The following is a 24086-nucleotide window of genomic DNA, read 5'->3' as shown; positions in this document are numbered from 1 at the left end:
CTACCGGTGCGCTGAGCGCTCACCAGGAGTCGTCCTCGCTGTGGAAGCGCGGGATCTCGGTGTCGACGGCGGAGAGGGGTCCGGCGCCGCCGTCCTGCTCGGGAACGGGGTGCGAGACGCCCAGGCGGGCCGTCTCTCGCGTCAAGCGCTCGACCAGCTCCTCGTCGACGATCTCCTCGGACCCGTCGTCCTCGGACTCCGAGAACAGCTGGCTCGCCGGGCCGATGAGCAGCGCCGCCCGTCCGGCCCTGCCGGACTCCTGACGGATCGGGATGTCGACCGTGACCGAGCCCTTGGTGAGTGCCAGCGCCTCCGCATAGGCCAGCAGCGACCGCGCGATGACGGTACCCGTCAGCACGGAGCTGCCGGCGTAGAAGATGCGTTCCATGCCTCCTTCCTACTCCTCGCGCGGCTCGCCGGTCAGCGGTTGCGCGGTTGCGGGAGGGAGCGCTAGCGCCGCGTCGATCCGGCGATCGAGCGCGTCGCGGACAGCCGGCCACTCGTCCGCGAGGATCGAGTGGACGGCGGTGTCGCGCCAGGACCCGTCGGCCCGCCGCTGGTCGTGACGGAGCACCCCCTCGAGCACGGCGCCGAGGCGGAGGATCGCGGCTCGCGAGCGCGCGTTCACCGCATCCGCCTGGAGCTTCACCCGCTCGTAGCCGCTGTCGAACGCGAGCCCGAGCACCAGCCGCTTCGCCTCCGGGTTCACGGCGGTGCCCCACGTCTCGGGCGCGTAGGCGGTCCAGCCGAGGTGGGCCGCTTCGCGCGTCTCGTCGAAGTCGGCCAGCGAGGTCGTGCCGACGACGCGCCCCTGCTGCAGCACGGCGAACGGCAGGCCTGTGCCCCACGGGTAGTAGCGCTCGACGAAGGCGCGGAAGTCCTCCGGCGTGCGAGGGAGGCCGGCGGGTCCTCCTCCGTAGCCGCCCGCGAACACCTCGGGACGGCCGATCGCCCGGCGGAGCGGCTCGACGTGCTCGGCGGCGAGCGGCTCCAGGACGATCGAGCGGCCGACGAGCGTGACGGGACCGGGGCGGCGGGGACTGCTCATGCGACCAGTGTGGAGCACCGTGCCAGCATGGCTCCATGAGCACCGCCGCGCTGTTCGAGTCCGCCGCAGCCGCCCTCGTCGGCCTGCTCGCGCAGGTGCGGGACGACCAGTGGGAGCAGCCGGGGCTCGGCGTCTGGGACGTCCGCGGTCTCGCGGGCCACGCCTCTCGGGCGGTGCTGACGGTCGAGGCGTACCTCCTCGCTCCGGAGCCGCCCGAGCCGACCATCGAGGACGCCCTCGACTACTACGCCGCGCTGGCCGGGAACGTCGCGGACCCCGCGGCGGTCGCGCAGCGCGGGGTCGAGGCGGGGCGGCTGCTCGGCGACCGGCCGGCGCAGGTGCTGGCGGAGGCGGCGGGCCGCGCGGTCGAGCTGGTCGCCGCCCAGCGTCCCGGACGCCTCGTCGCCGTGGGCGGCCACGCGATCGAGCTGGGCGAGTACCTCCGGACCCGGCTGCTCGAGCTGGTCGTGCACACGCTCGACCTCTCGCGTGCCACCGGGATCCCGCACGTGCTGCCCGCCGAGGCCGTCGAGGCGTGCTGCGCGCTGACCGGCGGGCTGGCCGCCCGGGCCGGACGCGGCGAGGAGCTCCTGCTCGCTCTCAGCGGGCGGGAGCCCCTCGCCGCGGGGTTCTCAGTGGTGTGAGGGCGCCGGCCCTCAGGCCGTGGGTTCTCCGTGGTGAGGGCGCCGATCACACGCCGCGGGTTCTCCGTGACGTGGTCGCGCAGGCCCTCATGCCACCGCGAGAGCGGCAACCGGCGACACCTTCGTGGCGCGGCGGGCGGGCAGCACGGCCGAGACGACCGTGATCACGACGCCCACCACGAGCACCGCCACGAGGATCGGCACGGGGACGGTCGGCGGGATCAGTCCGACGCCCGGCAGCGAGCCGAAGACCGAGATCGCACCGCACCATCCGTAGACGATGCCGAGCACGATGCCGAGCACCGCCGCAGCGATGATCATCTGCGCCGCCTCGAGCACCACCATCGACCGCACCTGCGAGCCGGTAAAGCCGAGCGCGCGGAGCAGGCCCAGCTCGCGCTGGCGCTGCAGCACGCTGAGCGACAGCGTGTTGACCATGCCGACGGCCGCCAGGACGACCGAGAAGCCGAGCAGGACGCTCATCACCGCGGTACTCACCTGGATGAACTGCTCGAACGCCGCGATCACGTCGGGGTTCGTCTCCCCCGTCAGCTGCATGATCGAGCCGAAGGTGGCGGCGGCGACCGCGAACATCGTGACCAGGGACACTCCGATGACCAGTCCGATGACGGCGCGGGCGCTGCGGGCCGGGTTGCGGACGGCGTTGGCCGACGCCAGTCGGGCGACGGGGCCCCGGCCGAAGGCGCGGCCCACGAGGGCCGTGAGCGGAGGGAGCAGGACGGGCGCCCCGAGGATCACGCCGGTGAACGACGCCATGCCTCCGACGAGCCCGAGCAGGACGCCGCCGGGGTTGGTGAGCCCGAGGACCACGCCGGCGGCGAGCAGCAGCGCGCCGACCACGACGAAGACGATCGCCGTGACGTTGCGCGCGGTGCGGCCGCGCAGCTCCTCGTAGCGGGGCTCGGCGGACGATCCGGCGGCCTGCGAGGGCGCCACCGCGAGCACGCGGCGCGATCCGGACCACGAGGCGATGACCGTCGAGGCGACCACGGCGATCAGCGGCAGCACGAGGCCGGGCGAGACGAGCGGGTAGTCGAAGCGGGGCAGGGTGCCGCTCCGGATGGCGAGCTCCGCGGCGAGCGCCACGAGAGCGACGCCGGCGACCAGGCCGATCGCCGCGCCGAGGAGCCCCTGCAGGAGGCCCGTCCGGACGATCCCGCCGCGCAGCGACCGGCCGGAGGCGCCGAGCAGGCGCAGCAGGGCGATCTCGCGGGTGCGCCCGGCGATGACGGTCGAGACGGCGTTGGCCGTGACGATCCCGCCCACGAACACCGCGATGCCGAAGAAGACGGCGCCGACCATCCCGAGCATGAGGGCGACCTGGCCGATGCCGTCGATCCCCGCCGCCGCGAAGGCCGCGACCATGTCGGCGATGACCTGCACCAGTACGGCGCCGAAGGCCGCGGCGAGTGCGGCGACGGTGACGATGGCGCCCCCGCCCTGACGGGAGCCCGTGCGCACGCCGCTCACGCCGCGCCCTCCATCGTGAGCATGGCGCGCGAGATCTCCTCGGCGCTCATCCCGCGGCGGTCGTCGACGACGGCCCCGTCGCGGAGGAAGACGATGCGGTCGGCGTAGGCCGCTGCGATCGGGTCGTGGGTGACCATCGCGATCGACTGGCCGTACTCGCGGGTGGAGGCGCGGAGCAGGCTGAGGACCTCGCGGCCGGTGCGCGAGTCGAGGTTGCCGGTCGGCTCGTCGGCGAAGATCAGCTGCGGCCGGGTGGCGAGGGCTCGGGCGATCGCCACGCGCTGCTGCTGCCCGCCCGAGAGCTCGTGGGGCCGGTGCGTGAGGCGCTCGCGGAGCCCGAGGGACTCGATCAGCCGGGCGATCCACTGCTCCTCGTCGCCGGTCACGGAGCGGCCGTCGAGCTCGAACGGGAGGCGGATGTTGCCGCGGACGTCGAGCGTGGGGACGAGGTTGAAGGCCTGGAAGACGAAGCCGACGCTGCGGCGGCGGAGCACGGTCAGCTCGGCGTCGCTCATCGCGGTGATCTCGGCGTCGCCGAGGAACACGCGGCCGGAGGACGCGGTGTCGAGGCCGGCGAGGACGTGCATGAGCGTCGACTTGCCGGATCCGCTGGGGCCCATCACCGCGGTGAACTCGCCCCGCTCGATCGAGAGGGTGACGTCGTCGAGGGCGACGACGGGCGGCGTGCTGCCGTAGAGCTTGCGCACGCCCTCGACGCGCGCCACGACGGAGGAGGTCTGGTTCTGCATGTCCTCGACGCTACGGACGCGGCCGTGTCGCCGGCGTCGTCCGCAGTGGCTCGCGGCATCATCCCTCCGGCGGACCCGCGGTGGTCCTCGGGGTCAGCGGGGCCGGAGTCCCGCTCGGCGGAGGGCGAGGGCCGCCAGCGCGGCGGTCGCGGCGGGGTCGCCGGTCCGCCAGCCCGCGGCGGCGTCCGGGTTCGCGGCGAGGATGTCGTGGGGGGACGCCTGGGTGAGCGCGCGCAGGGCCAGCAGCTCGGTTCCGCCGCCGGTCGCGCCCAGGGCGCGCAGCTCGGCGGTCCGGCGGGCGAAGCGGAGCCGGGGCCGGAGCCAGAGCACGGCCAGGAGCAGGAGCGGGAGGCCCCCGACGGCGAGCCCGGCGACCACGGCCAGGGCGCTCGCGAGCTGCTGCTGGTCGCGTCCGGCGGCGGCCAGCACGGAGCCGGCCCCGCTCGCCTCGTCGAACGGCGCGCGCACGGCGTCGCCGAGCAGTGGGATGCCGCCGAGGGTGGTGCCGGCGTCGCTCATGGTCGAGCCGAAGCCGCTGCCGGCGCTCTCGAGCCGACGGCCGATCTCGGCCAGGCCGGCGATCAGCGAGCCGACAGCGATCCCCGCGGCGACCGCCACGACGGCCACACCGAGGGCGAGGGCGTCGGCCAGGATCTGCCGCGCGCGGACGGCCGGGAGGTCGGCGTAGATCTGCATGCGCCGATTATCCGGCGCGCTCGGCGGCGGTCGTGTTCACAACTCAGGAAGGATTCGTTCCTACCCGGCCGGATCCGCATGAATTCGTCGGCCGGAGGACGTTCGTCCTGAGTTGTGAACACGATCGCTCGTCGGAGAGGCGTGAGACGTCCCTCCACAGGCGAATCGCACGGCCCGGTCGTCGCGGCGCAGGCAGGCGGCCCTCCCCGAACAGCGGACGGACGTCAGGCTCGCCGTGTGGATCTCGATCGCCTGCTGTCCCTCCACGGCGGAGTCTCCTCGCGGTCGGTCCTGCTCGCGGCCGGCGCGACCGCTCGCGGCCTCACGGCAGCGGTCGCGGATGGCCGCCTGGTCCGTGGCCGGAGCGGCCGGTACGCCTCGCCGAACCTTCCTCCGGAGGCCCTCACCGCTTTCCGGCTCGGCGGCCGCCTCGCTGCGACCGATGCGGCTCGCTCCCACGGACTCTGGGTTCTGCGCTCGCCGCGGCTGCACGTGCACGTCGGGCCGAACGCCGGTCGGTTCGCCGTTCCCCGCGGCGTCCGCCTCCATTGGGACCCGGCCTCGCCCGACGACGAGTCGTTGCGGGTGTCCGTCCCGCACGCGCTGCTGCAGCTGGGCCGCACCCTCGGCGCCGAGGACATGCTGGTCGCGCTCGAGTCGGCCCTCGAGAAGAGGCTGCTCGGCCGGGACGACGTCGCCCGGCTCCGAGAGGCCTGCCCGGCCCGGCTCCTCGCCGCCCTCGCGTTCGCCCGGGACGACGCGCAGTCCGGCCTCGAGACCCTCACCCGCTGGCGCCTGCACCGGATCGGCGTCGAGGCCCGGGCGCAGGTGGCCGTGCCCGGCGTCGGCCGGGTCGACCTGCTGGTCGGCCGCACGCTGATCGTCGAGCTCGACGGCAGATCGACGCACGACTTCGAGAACGACCGCCGCCGCGACCTCTTCGCCGCGGTCGACGGCTACGTCACCCTCCGCTTCTCGGCGACCCAGGTGCTCACGCAGTGGCCGGAGGTCGAGCGGGCGATCCTGACGGCGATCGACCGCGGCCTGCACCACCTGTGACGGACCGCCGCCCGCTCCGGCTCCAGTCAGCCGCCGCCCGCGCCGGCTCCAGTCAGCCGCCGCCCGCGCCGACTGCAGTAGGAAGCGGCTCCTAGTCGAGCAGGTCGTGCAGCACGACGACCTGCTCGCGCTCCGGGCCGACGCCGATCGCCGAGAACCGGGCGCCGCTCATCGCCTCGAGCGCGCGCACGTAGTCCTGCGCGGTCTGCGGCAGGTCCGAGAACTCGCGGCAGCCGGAGATGTCCTCCTGCCAGCCGGGGAACTCCTCGTAGATCGGCTTCGCGTGGTGGAAGTCGCTCTGCGAGACCGGGACCTCGTCGTGGCGCACGCCGTCGACGTCGTAGGCGACGCAGACCGGGATCGACTCGAGGCCCGAGAGCACGTCGAGCTTGGTGAGGACGAAGTCGGTGACCCCGTTGATCCGCGCCGAGTAGCGGGCGATCGGGGCGTCGTACCAGCCGCAGCGGCGCGGGCGGCCGGTCGTGGTGCCGAACTCGAAGCCCTGCCGGCGGAGGTACTCGCCCCACTCGTCGAAGAGCTCGGTCGGGAAGGGGCCGGCGCCGACGCGGGTCGTGTACGCCTTGATGACCGCGATGACGCGGTCGATGCGGTTCGGCGCGACTCCGGAGCCGGTGGCCGCTCCTCCCGAGGTCGCGTTGGAGGAGGTGACGAACGGGTAGGTGCCGTGGTCGACGTCGAGCATCGTGGCCTGTCCGGCCTCGAACAGCACGGTCTTGCCGGCGTCGAGCGCCTGAGAGAGGACGAGCGACGTGTCGGCGACCATCGGGCGGAGGCGCTCGGTGTACTGCAGCAGGTCCTCCAGCACCTGCTCGACCAGGATCGCCCGGCGGTTGTAGACCTTCACCAGCAGGTGGTTCTTCTGGTCGAGGGCGCCCTCGACCTTCTGGCGGAGGATGTTCTCGTCGAAGAGGTCCTGGATGCGGATGCCGACGCGGTTGATCTTGTCGGCGTAGGCCGGGCCGATGCCGCGGCCGGTGGTGCCGATCTGGCGCTTGCCGAGGAAGCGCTCCGTCACCTTGTCGAGGGTGCGGTGGTAGCTGGTGATGACGTGCGCGTTGGCGCTGACGAGCAGCTTCGACACGTCGACGCCGCGGGCGCTCAGCGCCTCGAGCTCGTGGAACAGCACCTCGATGTCGACGACGACGCCGTTCGCGATGACCGGGACGACGCCCGGGGTGAGGATGCCGGAGGGGAGCAGGTGCAGGGCGTACTTCTCGTCGCCCACGACGACGGTGTGCCCGGCGTTGTTGCCGCCGTTGAACTTCACGACGTAGTCGACGCGGCTGCCGAGGAGGTCGGTGGCGCGTCCCTTGCCCTCGTCGCCCCACTGGGCGCCGGTGATGACGATTGCTGGCATGGCGTGTCCTTCTCGACGGGAGGGGCGGGGGTGGGCGGTGCGGCGCGGCAGTCGTGCCGCCTCCGCGCGACCAGCCGCTCGATTCTAGCGGAGGGGCCGGAGGACGCCTCCAGCGCGCACGGCCGACCCCGCGGACTCCCCCGACACCGGGCGGCTCAGTGGACGCATCGCCGAGCAATGCTCTCGATCCCGTCATGCGAAGTTCACACGCGGCGCATAGATTCGAGGACGTTCACACTCCACTCATCACGCGAACAGGACCACGATGCGCAGACTCCGCGCCGCAAGCCTCCTCGCCGTCGTCGCACTCGGAGCCGCCACCGCCGCTCCGGTCGCCTCGGCCGCCCCTCTCGACGACGGCGTCGAGCTCACCCTGGTGTCGACGACCGACACGCACGGGCACGTCTACGACTGGGACTACTTCGCGAACGCGCCGTATCCGGCCGCCGGGACGCTCGGCCTCACCCGCGTCGCGACCGAGGTCGACCGCCTCCGCGCCGAGAAGGGCGAGGAGTCCGTGCTCGTCATGGACAACGGCGACGCGATCCAGGGCACACCCCTCACCTACTACTACGGCCTCGGCGACGGCGCCGCGGGCGTCCTCTCCGGTGAGACGACGCACCCGATGGCCACCGCGTTCAACACCATCGGCTACGACGCGCAGGTCGTCGGCAACCACGAGTACAACTACGGGCTCGACATGCTCAGCGCGTACGAGGGCGATCTGAACGCCCCGCTGCTGGGCGCGAACGTCGTCGACGTCGCCACCGGCGAGCCGTACCACGACCCCTACACGCTGATCGAGCGCGAGATCGACGGGAAGACGGTCACCGTCGGCGTCCTCGGCCTCGTCACCCCCGGCGTCCGCGTCTGGGACAAGCAGTACGTCGACGGCGTCCTCGAGTTCCAGGACATGGTCGCCGCCGCGAAGCAGTGGGTCCCGATCGTGCAGGAGCAGGCCGACGTGGTCGTCGTCCTCGCGCACACCGGCCAGGGCACGGTCCCGGACGCCGAGTACGACGCCGCCGACCTCAACGAGGACGTCGTGAACAACATCGCGACGCAGGTCCCCGGGATCGACGTGGTCGTCGCCGGCCACAGCCACAAGGACCTGCCGCAGACGCTGTTCACCAACGTCGCCGGCGAGCAGGTGCTGGTCACCCAGCCGAAGTTCTGGGCGCAGGGCCTCACCGAGGTCACCCTGAACCTGGTGCCGGATGCGGCGGGCGGCCTCGAGGTCGACTGGTCGGCCGGGAGCGCGCCGGTCGCGAAGCCCGTCTACGCACCGGACATCGCCGAGGAGTCGCCCGCTCTGGTCGACGCCCTCGCCGAGCAGCACGCCGCCACGATCGAGTACGTGAACACCCCCGTCGCCGACTCGGTCGAGGAGCTCTCGGCCGCGACCTCGCGCTACGAGGACACCCCGATCATCGACTTCATCAACACCGTCCAGGCCGAGACCGTCGAGACGGCGCTCGAGGGCACCGAGTGGGCCGACCTGCCGGTGATCTCGCAGGCGTCGCCGTTCTCGCGCACCGCCGTCTTCCCGAAGGGGCAGGTCAGCATCCGCGACATCGCGGGCCTGTACATCTACGAGAACACCCTCCGCGGAGTGGAGCTGACCGGAGCCGAGGTGCGCGACTACCTCGAGTTCTCGGCCCGCTACTTCGTCCAGACCGCCGAGGGCGCCGTGTTCGACCCCGAGACCGGCACCAACGCGACGACCGAGGACCGCCCCGACGGCATCCCGGACTACAACTACGACGCGATCTCGGGCGTGGACTACGTGATCGACGTCTCCCAGCCCGCCGGCTCGCGGATCCGCGGTCTCGCCCACGCCGACGGGACCCCGGTCGCCGACGACGAGCGCTTCGTGATGGCGGTCAACAACTACCGCCAGAGCGGCGGAGGCGCCTACCCGGCCGTCGCGCAGGCCCCCCTCGTCTACGACGAGCGCCTCGAGATCCGCCAGCTCCTCATCGACTGGTCGACCGCCCGCGGCGTGATCGACCAGGCCGACTTCTACGACCCCAACTGGTCGCTGACGACGGAGCCCGCCGCCGAGGTCCCGGTCACCCCGGCGCCGACCGAGCCCGGCACCCCGACGGAGCAGCCCACCACCGCTCCGTCGCCGCACCCCACCACTACGGCGGCCCCCGTCGCGGGAGGCTCCGGCCCGGGCTCGCTCGCGAACACCGGCGCCGACGCGGCCGGCCTGATCGGCAGCGCCCTCGTGCTGCTGCTGTCGGGTCTCGCGCTGGTCGTCGCGCGACGCCGCCTCGCGGCCTAGCCGAGCAGGGCACGGGCGGCGGTCGGCGGGGTCTCCCCGCCGGCCGCCGCTCGTCGTTCGCGGGCCTGCAGATTCGCGGACGATCGGGCCGCGGACCGGCGGCTCAGTCCCCGCGCCTGCGCGACCGGTGGGCCCGCCAGGCCGAGAACGCCCCCGTGGACCAGAGCGCCCAGACCACCAGCAGGGGCTGGAAGACGAGCCGCACCGCGCGCGCCGTGTCCGTCTCGAGGCCGAACGCCGGCGTCCGCGTCACCAGCTGCGAGATGTTCCCGGGGAAGACCGCGACGAAGAACGCGGCCACCACGACTCCCACGATCACGCGCCACCGCACGAGCACGACGAGCGCGAGCCCGAGCGCGATCTCGACGACGCCCGACGCGACGACCACCAGGTCCGGGTCGACCGGCAGCCACGGCGGGACCTGCGCCTGGAAGGCCTGACGAGCGACCGTCAGGTGCGCCGTGCCGGCCGTGACGAGCACCAGGCCCAGGAGGATGCGGGCGAGAGTGCGCGGGACGGAGCGGCGTCCTCCGTCGGGCGCTGTGGCGGCGGTCATGCCCCCAGTCTGCGCTCGGAGCCCGCCCGCGCCGACCGCGCGCGCGTTCCGGCGGCGCCCCGTATCCTCGTTACCGCCCCGTCCGCAGACCGTGAAACGAGTTCCATGAGCACCCTGCCCCGCCTGATGGCCTTCGACCTCGACGACACCCTCGCCGCCTCGAAGTCCCCCGTCGACCCGGCGATGGCCGACCTCTTCGTGAAGCTGCTCCAGGCCACCGAGGTGTGCATCATCTCGGGCGGCCAGATCGGCCAGTTCCGGATGCAGGTGCTCGACCGCCTCGAGGGCGCCGACCCCGAGGTCCTCGCGAAGCTGCACCTCATGCCCACCTGCGGCACGCAGTACTACCGGTACGAGAACGGCGACTGGACGCAGATCTACGCCGAGAACCTCACCGAGGACGAGAAGTCGCGCGCCCTCGCCGCCGTGGAGGAGAAGGCGAAGGAGCTCGGCTACTGGGAGTCCGAGACCTGGGGCCCGATCCTCGAGGACCGCGACTCGCAGATCACCTTCTCGGCCCTCGGCCAGTCCGCGCCCGTCGAGGTCAAGCAGGCCTGGGACCCGGACGGCGAGAAGAAGAACACCCTCCGCGAGGCCGTGCAGGCCGTGCTCCCCGACCTCGAGGTCCGCTCCGGCGGTTCGACCTCGGTCGACATCACCCGCAAGGGCATCGACAAGGCCTACGGGATGAACAAGCTCACCGAGCTGACGGGCATCCCCCTCGACGACATGATCTTCGTCGGCGACCGCCTCGACCCGGACGGCAACGACTACCCCGTCAAGGCGATGGGCGTCGAGTGCTTCGCCGTCGAGGGCTGGCACGACACCGCCGCGTACCTCCGCTCCTACGGCCTGTAGTCCGGCCTCTCCGCACGCGAGACGCTCCGGGATCCCCTGCTCCGGCGGGGGATCCCGTGCGTTCGCGAGTGGGCACGGGTCGCGGGTGCTGCGCGTGCCGGCGCCGTGCGTCCGTGGACCGCGCGTCCAGCCTCTCTCAGGCCTCCAGGAGGTCGTGAGTCTCGGGCGCCGCGCGTCCGGACGCTGCGGTTCCGGGCCCTGCGGGTCCCGGACGCTGTCAGGCGTCCTCGTTCAGCGATCCGGACGCGGTGCCGTCGAGGGCGAGGCGGAGCCGTTTCGGCAGCTTCGCGACCACGATCGCGTGCGACTCCTCGATGAGCTCCAGCACCAGCCCGGGCTCCACGGCCCCGCCGACGTCGACCGTCACCCAGTGCTTCTTGTTCAGGTGGTAGCCGGGCTCGATCCCGTCGACCCCCGCGACCAGGTGCACGACGTTCTCGGGCAGCGCCTTCACGCTCACCACCGGCCGCCCGAACCGCTCCGACTCGAGCGCGAACACCTTCCCCGCGACCTTCCACACCCGGGTCCCCTCCCCGAACGGGAATCCCGCCTCCGCCCCCGCGAGCCCCTCGAGAAGCCGCTCCACCGCTCCGTCGTCCATCCTCCCATCCTGCCGCAGCCCTCGGGTGGCGGGGTGGGTGGTTCCAGTCCGGCGCCAGCGGCATCCACCGAGCCGGCTCCCGCCGCAGACACAGCCACGTTCACGTCCGGGAGCAGCTCGTGCCGCAGGCACGGCCCGACGCTCCAGCCCCTGCAGCGGCGGCCTCGTGCCGCAGGCACGGCCCCCCGCGTCCACCCCGGAGCAGGCTCGTGCCGCAGGCACGGCCCCCGCTCAAGCCTCCCCGTGGCCGCTCGTGCCTTCGGCACGGCGCCTCGCGCTCGTGCCCCCGGCACGGCGCCCACCCCCCCAGCACAGGGCTAGGCGCCGTCCGGGTGCGGTTCTGGCAAGGCGGAGGAGGAAGCCGTAGCGGCGCTACGGCGCCCGACGACAACGCCGCCAGAACCGCACCCGGGCGGCGCCTAGTCGTTGCCGAGGATGATGATGGCGGCGGTAGGGGGTAACGCGTCCTCGTGGTACCGCTCGATCTCCTCGATGGCGATCGGGTCGGCCTGCTGGAGGAACTGGGTGAGGCGGGTGACCTCCTCCGTCTCGCCGATCGATTCGGCGGCGCGGCGGAGGGCGTAGAGGGAGAGCAGGAATCCGCGGTTGGGTCCGTGGCGCCAGGGGATGGGGCCCTGGCCGCGCCAGCCGGCTCCGCGGAGGAGGTCGAGGCCGCGGTGGTAGCCGACGCGGGCGTAGGCGTAGGAGGGGAGGGCCGCGTCGATGCCCCAGACGCTGTCGGCGAGCAGTGCCCAGGCCAGCGGGGAGCGCGGGTGGGCGGCGGCGAGGGCGGCGAATTCGACGGCTCCCGGGTTCGCGTGCTTCGCGAGGGCCGCGGTGACCGCGGGCTCGTCGGGGAGGAGGGTCGGTTCGGGGCCCAGCAGGTTCTCGCCACTCATGCCTCCCAGGCTATCCCGCTCGCGGCTGTGCGGGTCCGGGGTCCGGCCGTCCGGCGCACGGCGGTCGTCCCTCCACAGGGGCATCGGCGGAGGGAGCCGGGCTGTTCGCTGGTCGTCGCCGTCGTGTCCGGGGGTGCCGCCGATAGCATCGACCCATGGCGACGAACCGCAGTGAAGTCGAGGCCTGGCTCACGGACATGGACGGCGTGCTGGTGCACGAGAACAAGGCGCTCCCCGGAGCGCCCGAGCTGATCCAGGAGTGGACCGATTCGGGCACCCCGTTCCTGGTGCTGACCAACAACTCGATCTTCACGCCGCGGGATCTGGCGGCGCGGCTGCGCGGCTCGGGGCTGCACGTGCCGGAGGAGCGGATCTGGACGAGCGCCCTGGCGACGGCGGACTTCTGCGCGTCGCAGAAGCCGGGCGGGAGTGCGTTCGTGATCGGCGAGGCGGGGATCACCACTGCGCTGCACGAAGCGGGCTTCATCATGACGGAGACGGCGCCGGACTACGTGGTCGTGGGCGAGACCCGCAACTACAGCTTCGAGGCGATCACGAAGGCGATCCGCCTGATCGTCGCGGGTGCGCGCTTCATCGTCACCAATCCCGACGCGACGGGTCCGAGCGCCGAGGGCGTGCTCCCGGCGACGGGGGCCATCGCCGCGCTCATCACGAAGGCCACGGGCAAGGATCCGTACGTCGTCGGCAAGCCGAACCCGATGATGTTCCGCTCGGCGATGAACAAGATCGGCGCGCACAGCGAGAACACCGGGATGATCGGCGACCGGATGGACACCGACATCGTCGCGGGCATCGAGGCGGGCCTGCACACCGTGCTGGTGCTGACGGGGATCAGCGACGAGGCCGAGATCGAGCGCTACCCGTTCCGCCCGGACGAGGTGCTGAGCGGGGTGCACGAGCTCCTGTCGTCCGAGCCCCTCGAGTCCGAGTTCCCGCCCGATTCCGCCGTCTGAGCCGCACGCCCCGCGGAGCAGTCAGAAGCGGACGTGCTGCAGCACCCAGGCGTGCATCGCGACGGCGGCCGCCGCCGAGGCGTTGATCGACCGGGTCGAGCCGAACTGCGAGATCTCGAGCACGGCCTCCGAGGCGGCGATCGCCTCCTCCGAGAGCCCGGGTCCCTCCTGCCCGAACAGCAGGAGGCAGCGCTCGGGCAGCCGGTAGGTCTCGAGGGGCACGCAGCCGGGGACGTTGTCGACGGCGAGGAGGGGCACCTCCGCCTCCGCGGCCCACTGCACGAGGTCGGCCACCGTCTCGTGGTGCTGGACGTGCTGGTAGCGGTCGGTGACCATCGCGCCGCGCTTGTTCCACCGCCGCCGGCCGACGATGTGCACACCCTCCGCGCCGAACGCGTTGGCGCTGCGCACGATCGAGCCGATGTTCATGTCGTGCTGCCAGTTCTCGATCGCGACGTGGAACGGGTGCCGCGTGCGGTCGAGCTCCGCGACGATCGCGTCCATCCGCCAGTAGCGGAACCGGTCGATCACGTTGCGCGCGTCGCCGCGCTCCAGCAGCTCCGGGTCGAGGCGGTCGTCCTCGGGCCACTCCCCCTGCCAGGGGCCGACGCCGTTCGTGGTGAGCTCCACGGAGGCGGCGGGTCCGGTCGCGGGGGTCGCCTCGTTCTCCTGCACGACGAGCGATCCTACTGGGCGCTCCCCGGCTCGGCCGGGCGCACCGAGCAGGCGCCCTGCGGCATCCCCGAGGTCTGAGAGACGGAGCGCGTCAGGCCGCGGGAGTGCCGGCGAGGGAGCCGGTCAGCTCGCCGCCGCCGGCGCGGTCGACGAAGCAGTAGTAGCTGCGCTCGCCCGCGTCCCACTGCTCCTGGGTGACGGGGAACGCACCGGCGACCTGCACGTCGCCGTAGGTCTCGGCCGCGGCGACGTCCACGACGCCCTGCGCCTGGCAGAGCGAGGAGACGGTGACGGCCAGTGCGTCCTGGCCGGGGAACGCCGCGTCGGTCAGCTCTGCCGTGGCGACGAGCTGGGCGGAGTGCGCGGTCGCGCAGTCCACGACGGTGAACTCCTCCGCCCAGACGGAGTCGAAGGGATCGACGCACTCGCCGCCGAGGAGCGCGCTCCAGGCCCAGGTGCCGACGGGCAGCGGGCCGACGGGCAGCGGGCCGACGGTCGGGAGGGTCGCGGTCGGGGTCGGCGAGGGGGTCGGCTTCGCCGCGGGCGTCTCGCTGACGACCGGGGCGGCCTGCGGCTCGGCCTGTCCGCCGGCGCTCCCGACGGCGATGCCGATCGCGAAGAGCCCGGCGAGGAGGATCACCGCACCCGCCGCGATCAGGCCGATCAGGAGCCGGCGCCGGCTGAGCGTGCGCCACGCGGGCGCTCCGGCTGGCGCCGAGTCGCGCTCGCGGCTCTCGGGTCGAGACCGGGCGGAGCGGCGCTTCCGCGGCGGAGCGGCGTTGACGTGTGCCGTCGCGGGAGCGGTCCGGAAGGGCGCGGGCTCGGCGCTGTCGGTGGGCTCGGCGGCCGGCTCGAGGTTCCAGGTGTAGGCGCCGGCGGTCTCGCGCCACAGCTCCTCGTCGCCGCCGTCCTCGTCGGGCTCGTCGCGCGGAGCGACGACCTGCTCCCACACGGGCGGCTGGTCCCAGTCCCCGCGCGGATCGGGCCACTCGTAGACGGCGGGCGGAGTCGGCTCGCGCGGAGTCGGCGGGGTCGCGCCGACCGGGCGTCCGTCGGCGGGGTGGCGGGCACCGGAGCGGTCCGCCGGGTCGACGTCGGTCGAGGATCCGGCATCGGGCTCGTCGTCCGGCCGGTGGGCGCTGCGCAGTCCGGCGGGGGCGGTCGGCAGGTCGGCGGGAGGGTCGGTGTGCGGCAGGACCGGGCGCACGGAGTCCGCCCCGCGGCGGTGCACCTCGGTGCGGCCGGCATCGGCAGACGCGTCGGAGCCGTCCGCGTCGTTGCGAAGAGGGGCGAAGAACACGTCGAAGGGGTCCTCGTCGGACACGTCCGCGTCGGAGGCGCTCGTCTCGCGGGTGCCGGTCTCGCGGCCACTCGTCTCGGACGCTCCCGTCTCGGGCGCTCCCGTCTCGGGCGCTCCCGTGGCGGGGACTTCCGAGGCGGGGACTCCCGTGTCACCGCCCCTGGAGTTCCGCCCATCGACGGAGCCGTCGTCGCGGTCGGAGGAGCGCTCCGGCTCCGGGACCGTGCCGCGGGCGTCGTCCTCGTTCCGCTCCTCCGCCCGAGCGGAGTCGTCCGCAGAGGCCAGAAGATCGTCGCCGGCCCCGTCGGGGCCGGGCGTCGCGCTCAGCACGGGCTCCCCCGGCCACAGGCCGACCGGAGCGGCGGGGGCCCGGCGCGGCGGCGCACCGGGGTCGCTGTCGCTGTCGCCCGAGGACGCTCCGGCCGCATCGGCGACGGAGGCCGGCTCGCTCGTGTCGCTCCGCTCCTCCTCCGGCGCGGGTGCCTCGTCAGCTGCGGACCCGGTTGGGCCGGGCGTCCGCTCCTCGCGCGACTCCTCCTCGGGCGCGGCGGGGCGAGGCGAATCGAAGATGCTCTTCAGGCGGCCTCCGCTGAGCTGCTGGAGCAGCCACTCGCTGCTGCCGACGGGACGCTCGGGCTCGGCACGCTCCGGCTCGGGACGCTCCGGCTCGGAGTTCCCCGATCCGGCCTGCTCCGGCTCGCGGTCCTCGGACCCGCGGCGCTCCGGGTGCTCGCCGCCTCCCGAGCCCCCGTCGCGTCCCCCCTCGTCAACCATCAGCTCAGGCCGAGGTCGGCCAGACCGATCGCGGCGAAGTACGGGTAGCCGGCGTCCTCGATGATCTCGCGGGCCCCGGTCGCGCGGTCGACGACGACGGCGACCCCCGCGATCTCGGCTCCGACCTTCAGCAGGGCCTCGATCGCCTTCAGCGGCGAGCCGCCGGTGGTGGACGTGTCCTCGACGACGACGACGCGCTTGCCCTCGAGATCGGGGCCCTCGACCTGCCGGCCGCGGCCGTGGTCCTTGGGCTCCTTGCGCACGACGAACGCGTCGTAGGCGAGGCCGCGGGCGGCGCCCTGGTGGAGGATCGCGGCGGCGATCGGGTCGGCGCCCATCGTGAGACCGCCGACAGCGTCGACGCGCTCGATCGGCGCGATCAGGTCGAGCATGACCTGCCCGATCAGCGGCGCGACGCGGTGGTCGAGGCTCACGCGGCGCAGGTCGACGTAGTACGACGCCTTCTTGCCGCTGGTGAGGGTGAAGTCCCCGTGGAAGACGGCGTCGGAGCCGATGTACTCGATGAGCTGCTGGCGTGCGTCGGTCACGCGCCTACTCTACGGGGCGACCCCTCCCCCGGTCGGGAGCGCGCCCGCTGCGGCGTGCTCGCCCGCCTCGTCGCCGCCTCCGCGGAACTGGGTCATGTAGAGCTCGTAGTAGGCGCCGCGCTGCTTCAGGAGCGCCTCGTGCCCACCCTGCTCGACGATCCGGCCCGACTCCATCACCAGGATGGTGTCGGCGTCGCGGATCGTGGAGAGCCGGTGCGCGATCACGAACGAGGTCCGGTCGGTGCGCAGCGCGTTCATCGCGTGCTGCACGAGCAGCTCGGTGCGGGTGTCGACCGAGGAGGTCGCCTCGTCGAGGATCAGCAGCGACGGGTTCGCGAGGAACGCGCGCGCGATGGTGATCAGCTGCCGCTCGCCCGCCGAGACGCTGCCGCCGTCGGCGTCCAGCACCGTGTCGTAGCCGTCGGGCAGCCGGCGCACGAAGCGGTCGACCATGGTGGCCTTCGCCGCGTCGACGATCTCGTCGTCGGTCGCGTCGAGGCGCCCGTAGCGGATGTTCTCGCGGATCGTGCCCTGGAAGAGCCACGCGTCCTGCAGCACCATGCCCACCCGCGAGCGCAGATCGCCGCGCGCGAGGCTGGTGATGTCGACGCCGTCGAGCAGGATGCGCCCGCCGGTGAGCTCGTAGAAGCGCATGACCAGGTTGACCAGCGTGGTCTTGCCGGCGCCGGTCGGGCCGACGATGGCGACCGTCTGCCCGGGCTGCGCCGAGAAGGTCAGGTCCTCGATCAGCGGCTGCTCCGGGTCGTACGAGAACGAGACGCCCTCGAACTCCACGTGGCCGTCGGTGCGCTGCGGGAGCGACGCGGTCGCCGTCTCCGGCTCCTGCTCCTCGGCGTCGAGCAGCTCGAACGTGCGCTCGGCCGAGGCGACGCCGGACTGCAGCATGTTCGCCATGCTCGCCAGCTGGGTCACCGGCTGGGTGAACTCGCGCGAGTACTGGATGAACGCGGTCGCGTCGCCGAGCGTCAGCTGACCGGAGGCGACCCGCAGGCCGCCGACCACGGCGATGAGCACGTAGGAGAGGTAGGAGACGAAGGTCATCGCGGGCATGATCATGCCCGAGACGAACTGCGCGCCGAACGAGGCGGTGTAGAGGCTGTCGTTGCGGCGGTCGAACTCCTCGAGCATCTCGCGGTCGCGGCCGAAGGCGCGGACGATCTCGAGCCCGGAGAAGGTCTCCTCGATGTGGCCGTTGAGCGCGCCCGTGTTCTTCCACTGGGCGGCGAAGAGCTTCTGCGAGCGGGCGCCGATCACTCCCGCGATCACGCCCGAGAGCGGGATCGAGATCAGCGCGATCAGCGCGAGCTGCCACGAGACGATGAACATCATCGCGGCGATGCCGATGATGGTGAGCACCGACTGCACCAGCTGCGAGAAGGCCTGCTGCAGCGCCGTCTGGATGTTGTCGACGTCGTTCGTGACGCGCGACATCACGTCGCCGCGCTGCCGGGTGTCGAAGAAGCGCAGCGGGAGGCGGTTCAGCTTGGCCTCGATGTCCTGGCGGAGGCCGAAGACCACCCGCATCACGAGGCCGTTGAGGATGTAGCCCTGCGCCCACATGAGCACCGACGCGACCACGTACATCAGCAGCACGATGATGATCAGGCGGCCGAGGACCACGAAGTCGATGCCCGCGCCGGGCACGATGTCGGTCTTGGCCAGCATGTCGGCGAAGGTGCCGTTGCCCGAGGCGCGCTGCTGCTCGATGATCTGCTCGAGCGGGACGCCGGCGGGCAGCTGCGAGCCGATCACGCCGTTGAAGATCGTGTCCATCGCCTGCCCGAGGATCTTGGGCGCGATGACGGTGAGGACGACCGACAGCGAGACCAGGGCGACCACGAGGACCATCCGGGCGCGCTCGGGGCCGAGCAGCGAGAAGAGCCGCTTGGCCGACGGCCAGAAGTTCTGCGCCTTGCGGGCGGGCGGCCCGTCTCCGAACATGCCGCCGTCGCCCTCGCCGGGCTCGAACTCGGGCTCGAGAGACGTCGTCTCCTCAGGGGCGGTGGTGTCGCGTGTGCGCGCCATCTCAGGACACTCCTTCGACGCTCAGCTGGGATTCGACGATCTCGCGGTAGGTCGCGTTCGTCTCGAGGAGCTCGTCGTGCGTGCCGCGGCCGACCACGCGGCCCGCGTCGAGCACGACGATCTGGTCGGCGTGGCGGATGGTCGACACGCGCTGGGCCACGATGATCACGGTCGCGTCGGTCGTGGCGTCGGCCAGCGACTCCCTCAGCCGCGCATCGGTCGCGACGTCGAGCGCCGAGAACGAGTCGTCGAACAGGTAGACCCGCGGCTTCGCGACGAGGGCCCGCGCGATGCAGAGCCGCTGGCGCTGCCCGCCGGAGACGTTGGTGCCGCCCTGCGAGACCGGCTCGTCGAGCCCGTGCTCCTTGCTCCGCACGAAGTCCTCGCCCTGGGCGATGCGCAGCGCCTCCCACAGCTCGGCGTCCGTCGCGTCGGGGCGGCCGAAGCGCAGGTTCGAGGCGATCGTCCCTGAGAAGAGGTAGGGGCGCTGGGGCACGAGCCCGATCACCTCGGCGAGCTGCGCCCGGTCGAGGGAGGAGACGGGCACGCCGTCGATCGTGACGGTGCCCTCCTGCGGGTCGAACAGGCGCGGCACGAGGCCGAGCAGGGTCGTCTTGCCGGCGCCGGTGGAGCCGACGACGGCCGTGGTGCGCCCCGGCTCCGCGACGATGTCGATGCCCGCGAGCACGGGGCGCTCGGCGCCCGGGTAGCCGAAGACGACCCCCGAGAACTCGACGCGGCCGCGCGTGGGCGTCGGGACTCCGCCCTCCGGCGTGGTGAGGCTGGTGCGGGCGTCGAGCACCTGCTGGATCCGCTCGGCGCAGACGACCGCGCGCGGGATCATCATCACCATGAAGACGCCCATCATCACGGCGGTGAGGATCTGGAGGAGGTACTGCAGGAACGCGGTCAGCGAGCCCACCTGCATCTGACCGGCGTCGACCCGCTGCCCGCCGAACCACAGCACGGCCGCGGTGGCCAGGTGCAGGATCATCATGATCGCGGGGAACATCAGCACGAAGATGTTGCCGACCTTGATCGACACCTCGGTGATCGCCGCGTTGGCCTTGCGGTACCGCTCGGACTCGAACGGCTCGCGCACGAAGGCGCGCACCACGCGGATGCCCGTGATCTGCTCGCGGAGCACGCTGTTGATCCCGTCGATCCGGTCCTGCATGAGGCGGAACAGCGGCAGCAGCAGGAACACCAGGAAGCCGACCACGACGAACAGCAGCGGCACCGACACCCAGACCAGCCAGGAGAGGCCGGCGTCCTCGCGCAGGGCGAAGACGATGCCGCCGACGCACATGATCGGCGCGGACACCATGAAGTTGAGGGTCATCAGCACGAGCATCTGCACCTGCTGCACGTCGTTCGTGCCGCGGGTGATCAGGGTGGCCGTGCCGAAGCCGCCGACCTCGAGCCCGCTGAGCGAGTCGACGCGGCGGTAGACGTCGCGGCGCAGGTCGCGGCCGACGGACATGGCGGTGCGGGCGCCGAAGTAGACGGCTCCGATCGCCGCGGCGACCTGCACGACGCAGACGCCGAGCATGGTCATGCCGGTGCCCCAGATGAAGTCGGTGTCGCCGCGGCCGATGCCCTGGTCGATGATCTCGGCGTTGAGGCTCGGCAGGTAGAGCGCGGCGAGCGTCGCGACGAGCTGCAGCACGACGACGGCGGCCACCCAGCGCGCGTAGGGCTTCGCGTAGGCGGAGGCGAGGCGGAGCAGGATCATGGGTCCTCCGGAGGGGCGGAGCAGGAGCGGGAGGGGAGGGGACCGGGCCCGGGAGCGCGGAGGGTCGGGGAGCCCGTCGGGCCCGCACGGCGCGGGCGGCGGCGGCGTCCGGACGGCGCGACGAACGGCCGGTCGGGACGGCGCTAGACAACCATCGACCACCGACACCGGTTCCGCAATCCGCCGAGGGGATGACTCCCCCGGCCCGCCGCCGCCGGGACGCGCGGAGGACGCGCAGGAGACGTGTCGGCGGCGGCTCCTACACTTCCAGGATGCGCATCGCCACCTGGAACGTGAACTCCATCCGGGCCCGCACCGGCCGCGTCGTCGACTGGCTCGTGCGCGAGGACGTCGACGTGCTCGCCATGCAGGAGCTCAAGTGCAAGCCCGAGCAGTTCCCGCACGAGGCCTTCGCCGACGCCGGGTACCACGTCGAGATGGTCGGGCTCAGCCAGTGGAACGGCGTGGGCATCGCCTCGCGCCTGCCGATGGAGGACGTGCAGGTCGGATTCCCGGGCATGCCCGGCTTCGCGAAGGAGGCGGCGGCCGACGGCTCCTACCCGCTGGAGGCCCGCGCGATCGGCGCCACCGTCGACGGCGTGCGCGTCTGGAGCCTCTACGTCCCGAACGGCCGCGCGGTCGACGACCCGCACTACCTCTACAAGCTCGAGTGGCTCGCTGCCCTCGAGGCGAGCACCCGCGAGTGGCTGGCCGCCGAGCCCGACCTGCCGCTCGCCCTGGTCGGCGACTGGAACGTCGCCCCGCTCGACAGCGACGTGGGCGACCCGAGCCTCGGCCCCGGATCGACGCACGTCTCGATCCCCGAGCGCGCCGCCTTCGCCGCCTTCGAGGACGCGGGCCTGCGCGACGTCGTCCGCCCGCTCGTGCCCGAGGGCTACACCTACTGGGACTACAAGCAGCTCCGCTTCCCGCGCAACGAGGGGCTGCGGATCGACTTCGTGCTCGGATCCGCCGCGTTCGGCGAGCTCGTCACCGGCGCCTCGATCCACCGCGACGAGCGCAAGGGCGACGCCCCGAGCGACCACGTCCCGGTGGTGGTCGATCTCGACCTCGAGACGACCCTCGACGACGACCGCCCGATGATCTTCTGACCGTGGCCTCGTCGAAGAAGAAGCGCGCGCGGGCCCAGGGCGGCCCGGACGGTGCGGCCCGCCCCGCCGCCCGACCCGCACAGTCCCGCCCCGGAGCCGCCCGCCCCGCCGCCGCCCGCGCCGGAGCCGCCCACGACGAGTTCCGGTCCGACGCCTACCGCTCGGTCGGCGAGATCATCGCCGCCGGGAAGCCGCGCCGGCGCCGCTGGGACCTCGTGCTCTCGATCCTCGGCTGCCTCGCCCTCGGCATGCTCACGATCGTGCTCGGCTACCTCGCCGCGATCCTCTCGGTCTTCCCCGCGCAGTGCGAGGGCCAGAACTTCGCCTGCGACTTCGACCGGATCGACTGGGGCGTCTCGATCGCGCTCATCGGGCCGCCCGCGCTGACGGTGATCGCCGTGGTCGTGACGATCGTGCGCTACCTCGTCGGCCGCCGCGCGTTCCTCGTGCCGGTCATCGGGTTCGTGCTCTGCATCGCCACCGCGTTCCTCGCCTCCTCGCTCGTCACGAGCTCGATCCCCGGATCGGCGCTGGTCTAGCACCGCCCCGGGGCGTGCCCGCGGCCGGCGTGGCCGGCGCGGTCGGCGCCGGCCCAGCACCGACCTGGGGCGTGCCCACGGCCGGCGTGGTCGGCGCCGGCTCGGCACCGCCCCGGGGCGTGCCCGCGGCGGGCGTGGCCGGCGCCGGTCCGGCACCGACCCGGGAGGAGCGTCAGCCGCAGGCGGGCTCGTCGTTCAGCGTCACCGCGGTGGGGTTGATCATCGGGGTCACCCGGACGGCCTGGTCGCCGAAGCCGGAGGCGTCGCCGGCGCTGAACTGCACGTCGAACGTCTCGGACTGGCCGGGCGAGAGCTGCACGGCGACCTTCGAGACGGGACGGCCGAGGTCGTCGAGGCTCTCGGGCCCGTAGCCCGTGCCGTCGGCCCAGGCCGCGCTCGACACCGTGGTCCCGGGAGGACCGTAGACGTAGATGTTGGTGACGAAGTCGCCCAGGGGGTACGCACCGCGCCCGCCAGCCGCCGCGACGTAGCCGGGCAGCGTCCGCGCGACCGCCTTCGAGATCGTGTTGGTCACGGTGACGGAGGTGGTGAAGACCGCGCCGGAGGCGGCGCACCGGCCCGTGCTCGACTGCGCGACCGCCGTGCTCAGGTAGTAGTCCATCTTCGAGCCGCCCGACGCGTCCTGGAAGAACACTCCGGTGGTCGTGCCGTCGGCCGTCGTCTCCGGCAGGACCCCCGCGATCGGCGTGGGCGCGAGGAGCGCCTGCTCGTCGGCGTCGGAGCTGTAGGCGAGGATGCGGCTCTCGTCGACCGCCTTCACGATCGCCGGCAGCATCTTCGTCGGCTCCATCTCCCCGCCGAGGATCTTGCCGAGGACCGTCGCGCTCGCCTCCGAGAAGAACTCGTCGGTGCGCTCGGCGACGACCGACTCCGGGTAGCGGAAGTAGACCTCGTTGAGCAGGGTCGAGACGGTGTTCTCGCTCGTGAGGACCGTGCCGTCGGTGAGGGTCACCGGCCCGGTCGAGCCGAGGAGGTAGGAGAGGGCGACGGGGTCGATCGCGAGCACGCCGTCGATCCTCTGCTCGGGGAACTTCTGCGCCCAGAACTGCGAGGCGATCGAGGCGGCGGTGGGGAAGTCGGGGCGGCTGGTCGAGACGTTGAACGTCGTCGCCAGGTTCTCGCCGATGGTGTCGAGCGCGCTCTGGTCGACGGTGACGGGCGCCAGTCCGCGGAAGTCCCCGCTGCCCAGCTGACGGCCGATCGAGATCGCGCCGCCGTCGACGTCGAGCTGCATCACCGACGAGGCGCCGCCGCCCAGGGCCTGCGACTCCGCCAGGTTCTGGAACATCACCAGGTAGTGGCGCGGGCCGGACGCTCCGAGGGAGTCGGGGAGGATCGCGGTGAGCGGCTCGACCTGCTCCATCGCCGCGGTGGCGGTGGCCAGCTGCGGAGTGAAGGAGTCGAGGGCCGAGGCCACCTGCGGCACGAGCGGGCCGCGGTCGATGCCCTCGACGCGGGTCTGCGCGGCGTCGACGACCTCCTTGGCGACGGTGATCTTCTGCGACAGCTCGGTGATCGCCGCGAGGTCGACCCTGCCGTCGACGGGCTTGAGGATGTCGAGCGAGGTCGTGGAGAGCGGCGTGACGATCCGGCCGGAGACGTCGTCGGCGATCTCGGTCGCGGCGCGGACGGCGGACAGGTTCGGCCCGAGGACGGGCACCACCTCCATCACCCGCCACACCGGGTCGTCGGTCTCGTCGCGCGCCTCGCCGGTGAGAGTCGCGATCTGGGCCGCGGTCTCCCCGGCCCCCGAGGTGTCGAACGTCGTCAGCCTGTCCGTCACCTGCGACACCAGCGGGATCGCCTCGGTCAGCTTGTCGCGGACCGTCATCGCCTTGTCGTAGGTGCGCACGCCGAGGAGCACCGCGACGACGGCGCCGATCAGCAGGACCAGGAGGACGATCAGCGTGATCCAGAGGCCGCGACGGCGGCGCGGCCTGCCGCGGGCGGGGCGGTCGGCGGACGTGGTGGTGCTCATTCGAGAGAGCCTAAGCGACGGTCGGCGGAGTGCGACGGGACCTGCGCCACCGTCCCCGTCCCAGGACGAGGGACACGCGTCGCGGATGCGCGGGCCGCCCGGCGCCTCCGCCGGG

General features: G+C 72.8%; 22 protein-coding genes. 7 read left to right on the top strand and 15 right to left on the bottom strand.

Annotated features, from left to right (window positions below; all coding sequences use genetic code 11):
* Nucleotides 1–19: 19 nt before the first annotated feature.
* The gene (locus tag GSU45_RS00775) at nt 20–388 is read right to left on the bottom strand and encodes a hypothetical protein (protein WP_159911870.1); all 369 of its coding nucleotides are present in this window, start codon (nt 386–388) and stop codon (nt 20–22) included.
* A gap of 9 nt (nt 389–397) precedes the next feature.
* Entirely contained in the window at nt 398–1048 is a 651-nt protein-coding gene (locus GSU45_RS00770) for a GNAT family protein (protein ID WP_159911868.1), read from the bottom strand.
* A gap of 35 nt (nt 1049–1083) precedes the next feature.
* Between GSU45_RS00770 and GSU45_RS00765 the strand changes: the two genes are divergently transcribed.
* Nucleotides 1084–1692: a maleylpyruvate isomerase N-terminal domain-containing protein gene (locus GSU45_RS00765; protein ID WP_159911866.1), complete on the top strand. Its 609-nt coding sequence runs from the start codon at nt 1084–1086 to the stop codon at nt 1690–1692.
* Nucleotides 1693–1779: 87 nt separating this feature from the next.
* Here GSU45_RS00765 and GSU45_RS00760 read toward each other — a convergent pair whose 3' ends face one another.
* From GSU45_RS00760 to GSU45_RS00750, 3 genes are all read right to left on the bottom strand, one after another.
* On the bottom strand, nt 1780–3183 hold the full coding sequence (locus tag GSU45_RS00760; RefSeq protein WP_244248162.1) for an FtsX-like permease family protein: 1404 nt from the start codon (nt 3181–3183) through the stop codon (nt 1780–1782).
* Nucleotides 3180–3932: an ABC transporter ATP-binding protein gene (locus GSU45_RS00755; RefSeq protein WP_159911864.1), complete on the bottom strand. Its 753-nt coding sequence runs from the start codon at nt 3930–3932 to the stop codon at nt 3180–3182. The genes GSU45_RS00760 and GSU45_RS00755 overlap by 4 nt, the downstream gene beginning before the upstream one ends.
* A 93-nt stretch (nt 3933–4025) precedes the next feature.
* Nucleotides 4026–4628 carry a hypothetical protein gene (locus GSU45_RS00750; protein WP_159911862.1) on the bottom strand — a complete coding sequence of 201 codons (603 nt, stop codon included), beginning with the start codon at nt 4626–4628 and terminating at the stop codon, nt 4026–4028.
* A 237-nt stretch (nt 4629–4865) separates the two neighbouring features.
* Between GSU45_RS00750 and GSU45_RS00745 the strand changes: the two genes are divergently transcribed.
* Nucleotides 4866–5687, top strand: coding sequence for a DUF559 domain-containing protein (locus GSU45_RS00745; RefSeq protein ID WP_159911860.1), 822 nt, complete (start codon nt 4866–4868; stop codon nt 5685–5687).
* 91 nt (nt 5688–5778) lie between these two features.
* Here the strand turns inward: GSU45_RS00745 and GSU45_RS00740 are convergent, their stop codons facing one another.
* Entirely contained in the window at nt 5779–7065 is a 1287-nt protein-coding gene (locus tag GSU45_RS00740; RefSeq protein WP_159911858.1) for an adenylosuccinate synthase, read from the bottom strand.
* Nucleotides 7066–7330: 265 nt separating this feature from the next.
* On the opposite strand from GSU45_RS00740, the gene GSU45_RS00735 reads away from it, so the two are divergent.
* Nucleotides 7331–9355, top strand: coding sequence for a 5'-nucleotidase C-terminal domain-containing protein (locus tag GSU45_RS00735; RefSeq protein WP_159911856.1), 2025 nt, complete (start codon nt 7331–7333; stop codon nt 9353–9355).
* A 103-nt stretch (nt 9356–9458) separates the two neighbouring features.
* Here GSU45_RS00735 and GSU45_RS00730 read toward each other — a convergent pair whose 3' ends face one another.
* Nucleotides 9459–9911 (bottom strand): DoxX family membrane protein, encoded by a 453-nt coding sequence (locus GSU45_RS00730; protein WP_159911854.1) that lies wholly within the window; start codon nt 9909–9911, stop codon nt 9459–9461.
* Nucleotides 9912–10016: 105 nt separating this feature from the next.
* Between GSU45_RS00730 and GSU45_RS00725 the strand changes: the two genes are divergently transcribed.
* Entirely contained in the window at nt 10017–10769 is a 753-nt protein-coding gene (locus GSU45_RS00725) for an HAD-IIB family hydrolase (protein WP_159911852.1), read from the top strand.
* A 217-nt stretch (nt 10770–10986) separates the two neighbouring features.
* On the opposite strand, the gene GSU45_RS00720 is transcribed toward GSU45_RS00725, so the two are convergent.
* Nucleotides 10987–11370 (bottom strand): MmcQ/YjbR family DNA-binding protein, encoded by a 384-nt coding sequence (locus GSU45_RS00720; protein ID WP_159911850.1) that lies wholly within the window; start codon nt 11368–11370, stop codon nt 10987–10989.
* 419 nt (nt 11371–11789) lie between these two features.
* A complete protein-coding gene (locus GSU45_RS00715; protein ID WP_159911848.1) occupies nt 11790–12269 on the bottom strand; it encodes a DUF3151 domain-containing protein in 480 nt (159 codons plus the stop codon).
* Between the two features lie 155 nt (nt 12270–12424).
* Here GSU45_RS00715 and GSU45_RS00710 point away from each other — a divergent pair, with 155 nt between their 5' ends.
* Nucleotides 12425–13243, top strand: coding sequence for an HAD-IIA family hydrolase (locus GSU45_RS00710; protein ID WP_104225721.1), 819 nt, complete (start codon nt 12425–12427; stop codon nt 13241–13243).
* Nucleotides 13244–13264: 21 nt separating this feature from the next.
* On the opposite strand, the gene GSU45_RS00705 is transcribed toward GSU45_RS00710, so the two are convergent.
* The 5 genes from GSU45_RS00705 to GSU45_RS00685 form a co-directional block, all read right to left on the bottom strand.
* A complete protein-coding gene (locus GSU45_RS00705; protein WP_159911846.1) occupies nt 13265–13918 on the bottom strand; it encodes a TrmH family RNA methyltransferase in 654 nt (217 codons plus the stop codon).
* 91 nt (nt 13919–14009) lie between these two features.
* Entirely contained in the window at nt 14010–15992 is a 1983-nt protein-coding gene (locus GSU45_RS00700; RefSeq protein WP_159911844.1) for a septum formation family protein, read from the bottom strand.
* Entirely contained in the window at nt 15992–16540 is a 549-nt protein-coding gene (gene pyrE / locus GSU45_RS00695; protein WP_104222804.1) for an orotate phosphoribosyltransferase, read from the bottom strand. Before pyrE ends, GSU45_RS00700 begins: the two co-directional genes overlap by 1 nt.
* 9 nt (nt 16541–16549) lie before the next feature.
* Complete coding sequence (locus GSU45_RS00690; RefSeq protein ID WP_159911842.1) at nt 16550–18586, bottom strand: ABC transporter ATP-binding protein; 2037 nt, start codon at nt 18584–18586, stop codon at nt 16550–16552.
* 1 nt (nt 18587) lies between these two features.
* Nucleotides 18588–20321, bottom strand: a complete 1734-nt coding sequence (locus tag GSU45_RS00685; protein WP_159911840.1) for an ABC transporter ATP-binding protein — start codon at nt 20319–20321, stop codon at nt 18588–18590.
* A 272-nt stretch (nt 20322–20593) separates the two neighbouring features.
* On the opposite strand from GSU45_RS00685, the gene GSU45_RS00680 reads away from it, so the two are divergent.
* Together GSU45_RS00680 and GSU45_RS00675 are read left to right on the top strand one after the other, a co-directional pair.
* Entirely contained in the window at nt 20594–21433 is an 840-nt protein-coding gene (locus GSU45_RS00680; protein ID WP_159911838.1) for an exodeoxyribonuclease III, read from the top strand.
* Between the two features lie 2 nt (nt 21434–21435).
* On the top strand, nt 21436–21972 hold the full coding sequence (locus tag GSU45_RS00675; RefSeq protein WP_159911836.1) for a hypothetical protein: 537 nt from the start codon (nt 21436–21438) through the stop codon (nt 21970–21972).
* A 172-nt stretch (nt 21973–22144) separates the two neighbouring features.
* Here GSU45_RS00675 and GSU45_RS00670 read toward each other — a convergent pair whose 3' ends face one another.
* Complete coding sequence (locus tag GSU45_RS00670) at nt 22145–23971, bottom strand: DUF4012 domain-containing protein (protein ID WP_159911834.1); 1827 nt, start codon at nt 23969–23971, stop codon at nt 22145–22147.
* Between the last annotated feature and the right edge of the window lie 115 nt (nt 23972–24086).

The sequence above is a fragment of the Rathayibacter sp. VKM Ac-2801 genome (genome assembly GCF_009834245.1).
Taxonomy (GTDB): domain Bacteria; phylum Actinomycetota; class Actinomycetes; order Actinomycetales; family Microbacteriaceae; genus Rathayibacter.
The sequence above is the reverse complement of the archived record's forward strand: the minus strand, read 5'-3'. Positions and strand labels throughout refer to the sequence as shown.

Coding starts and splice junctions, on each gene's coding strand:
- GSU45_RS00670 (WP_159911834.1), bottom strand. CDS start 23,971: ATGAGCACCACCACGTCCGCCGACCGCCCCGCCCGCGGCAGGCCGCGC.
- GSU45_RS00710 (WP_104225721.1), top strand. CDS start 12,425: ATGGCGACGAACCGCAGTGAAGTCGAGGCCTGGCTCACGGACATGGAC.
- GSU45_RS00765 (WP_159911866.1), top strand. CDS start 1,084: ATGAGCACCGCCGCGCTGTTCGAGTCCGCCGCAGCCGCCCTCGTCGGC.
- GSU45_RS00725 (WP_159911852.1), top strand. CDS start 10,017: ATGAGCACCCTGCCCCGCCTGATGGCCTTCGACCTCGACGACACCCTC.
- GSU45_RS00680 (WP_159911838.1), top strand. CDS start 20,594: ATGCGCATCGCCACCTGGAACGTGAACTCCATCCGGGCCCGCACCGGC.
- GSU45_RS00775 (WP_159911870.1), bottom strand. CDS start 388: ATGGAACGCATCTTCTACGCCGGCAGCTCCGTGCTGACGGGTACCGTC.
- GSU45_RS00750 (WP_159911862.1), bottom strand. CDS start 4,628: ATGCAGATCTACGCCGACCTCCCGGCCGTCCGCGCGCGGCAGATCCTG.
- GSU45_RS00770 (WP_159911868.1), bottom strand. CDS start 1,048: ATGAGCAGTCCCCGCCGCCCCGGTCCCGTCACGCTCGTCGGCCGCTCG.
- GSU45_RS00735 (WP_159911856.1), top strand. CDS start 7,331: ATGCGCAGACTCCGCGCCGCAAGCCTCCTCGCCGTCGTCGCACTCGGA.
- GSU45_RS00690 (WP_159911842.1), bottom strand. CDS start 18,586: ATGGCGCGCACACGCGACACCACCGCCCCTGAGGAGACGACGTCTCTC.
- GSU45_RS00755 (WP_159911864.1), bottom strand. CDS start 3,932: ATGCAGAACCAGACCTCCTCCGTCGTGGCGCGCGTCGAGGGCGTGCGC.
- GSU45_RS00720 (WP_159911850.1), bottom strand. CDS start 11,370: ATGGACGACGGAGCGGTGGAGCGGCTTCTCGAGGGGCTCGCGGGGGCG.
- GSU45_RS00685 (WP_159911840.1), bottom strand. CDS start 20,321: ATGATCCTGCTCCGCCTCGCCTCCGCCTACGCGAAGCCCTACGCGCGC.
- GSU45_RS00740 (WP_159911858.1), bottom strand. CDS start 7,065: ATGCCAGCAATCGTCATCACCGGCGCCCAGTGGGGCGACGAGGGCAAG.
- GSU45_RS00730 (WP_159911854.1), bottom strand. CDS start 9,911: ATGACCGCCGCCACAGCGCCCGACGGAGGACGCCGCTCCGTCCCGCGC.
- GSU45_RS00700 (WP_159911844.1), bottom strand. CDS start 15,992: ATGGTTGACGAGGGGGGACGCGACGGGGGCTCGGGAGGCGGCGAGCAC.
- GSU45_RS00715 (WP_159911848.1), bottom strand. CDS start 12,269: ATGAGTGGCGAGAACCTGCTGGGCCCCGAACCGACCCTCCTCCCCGAC.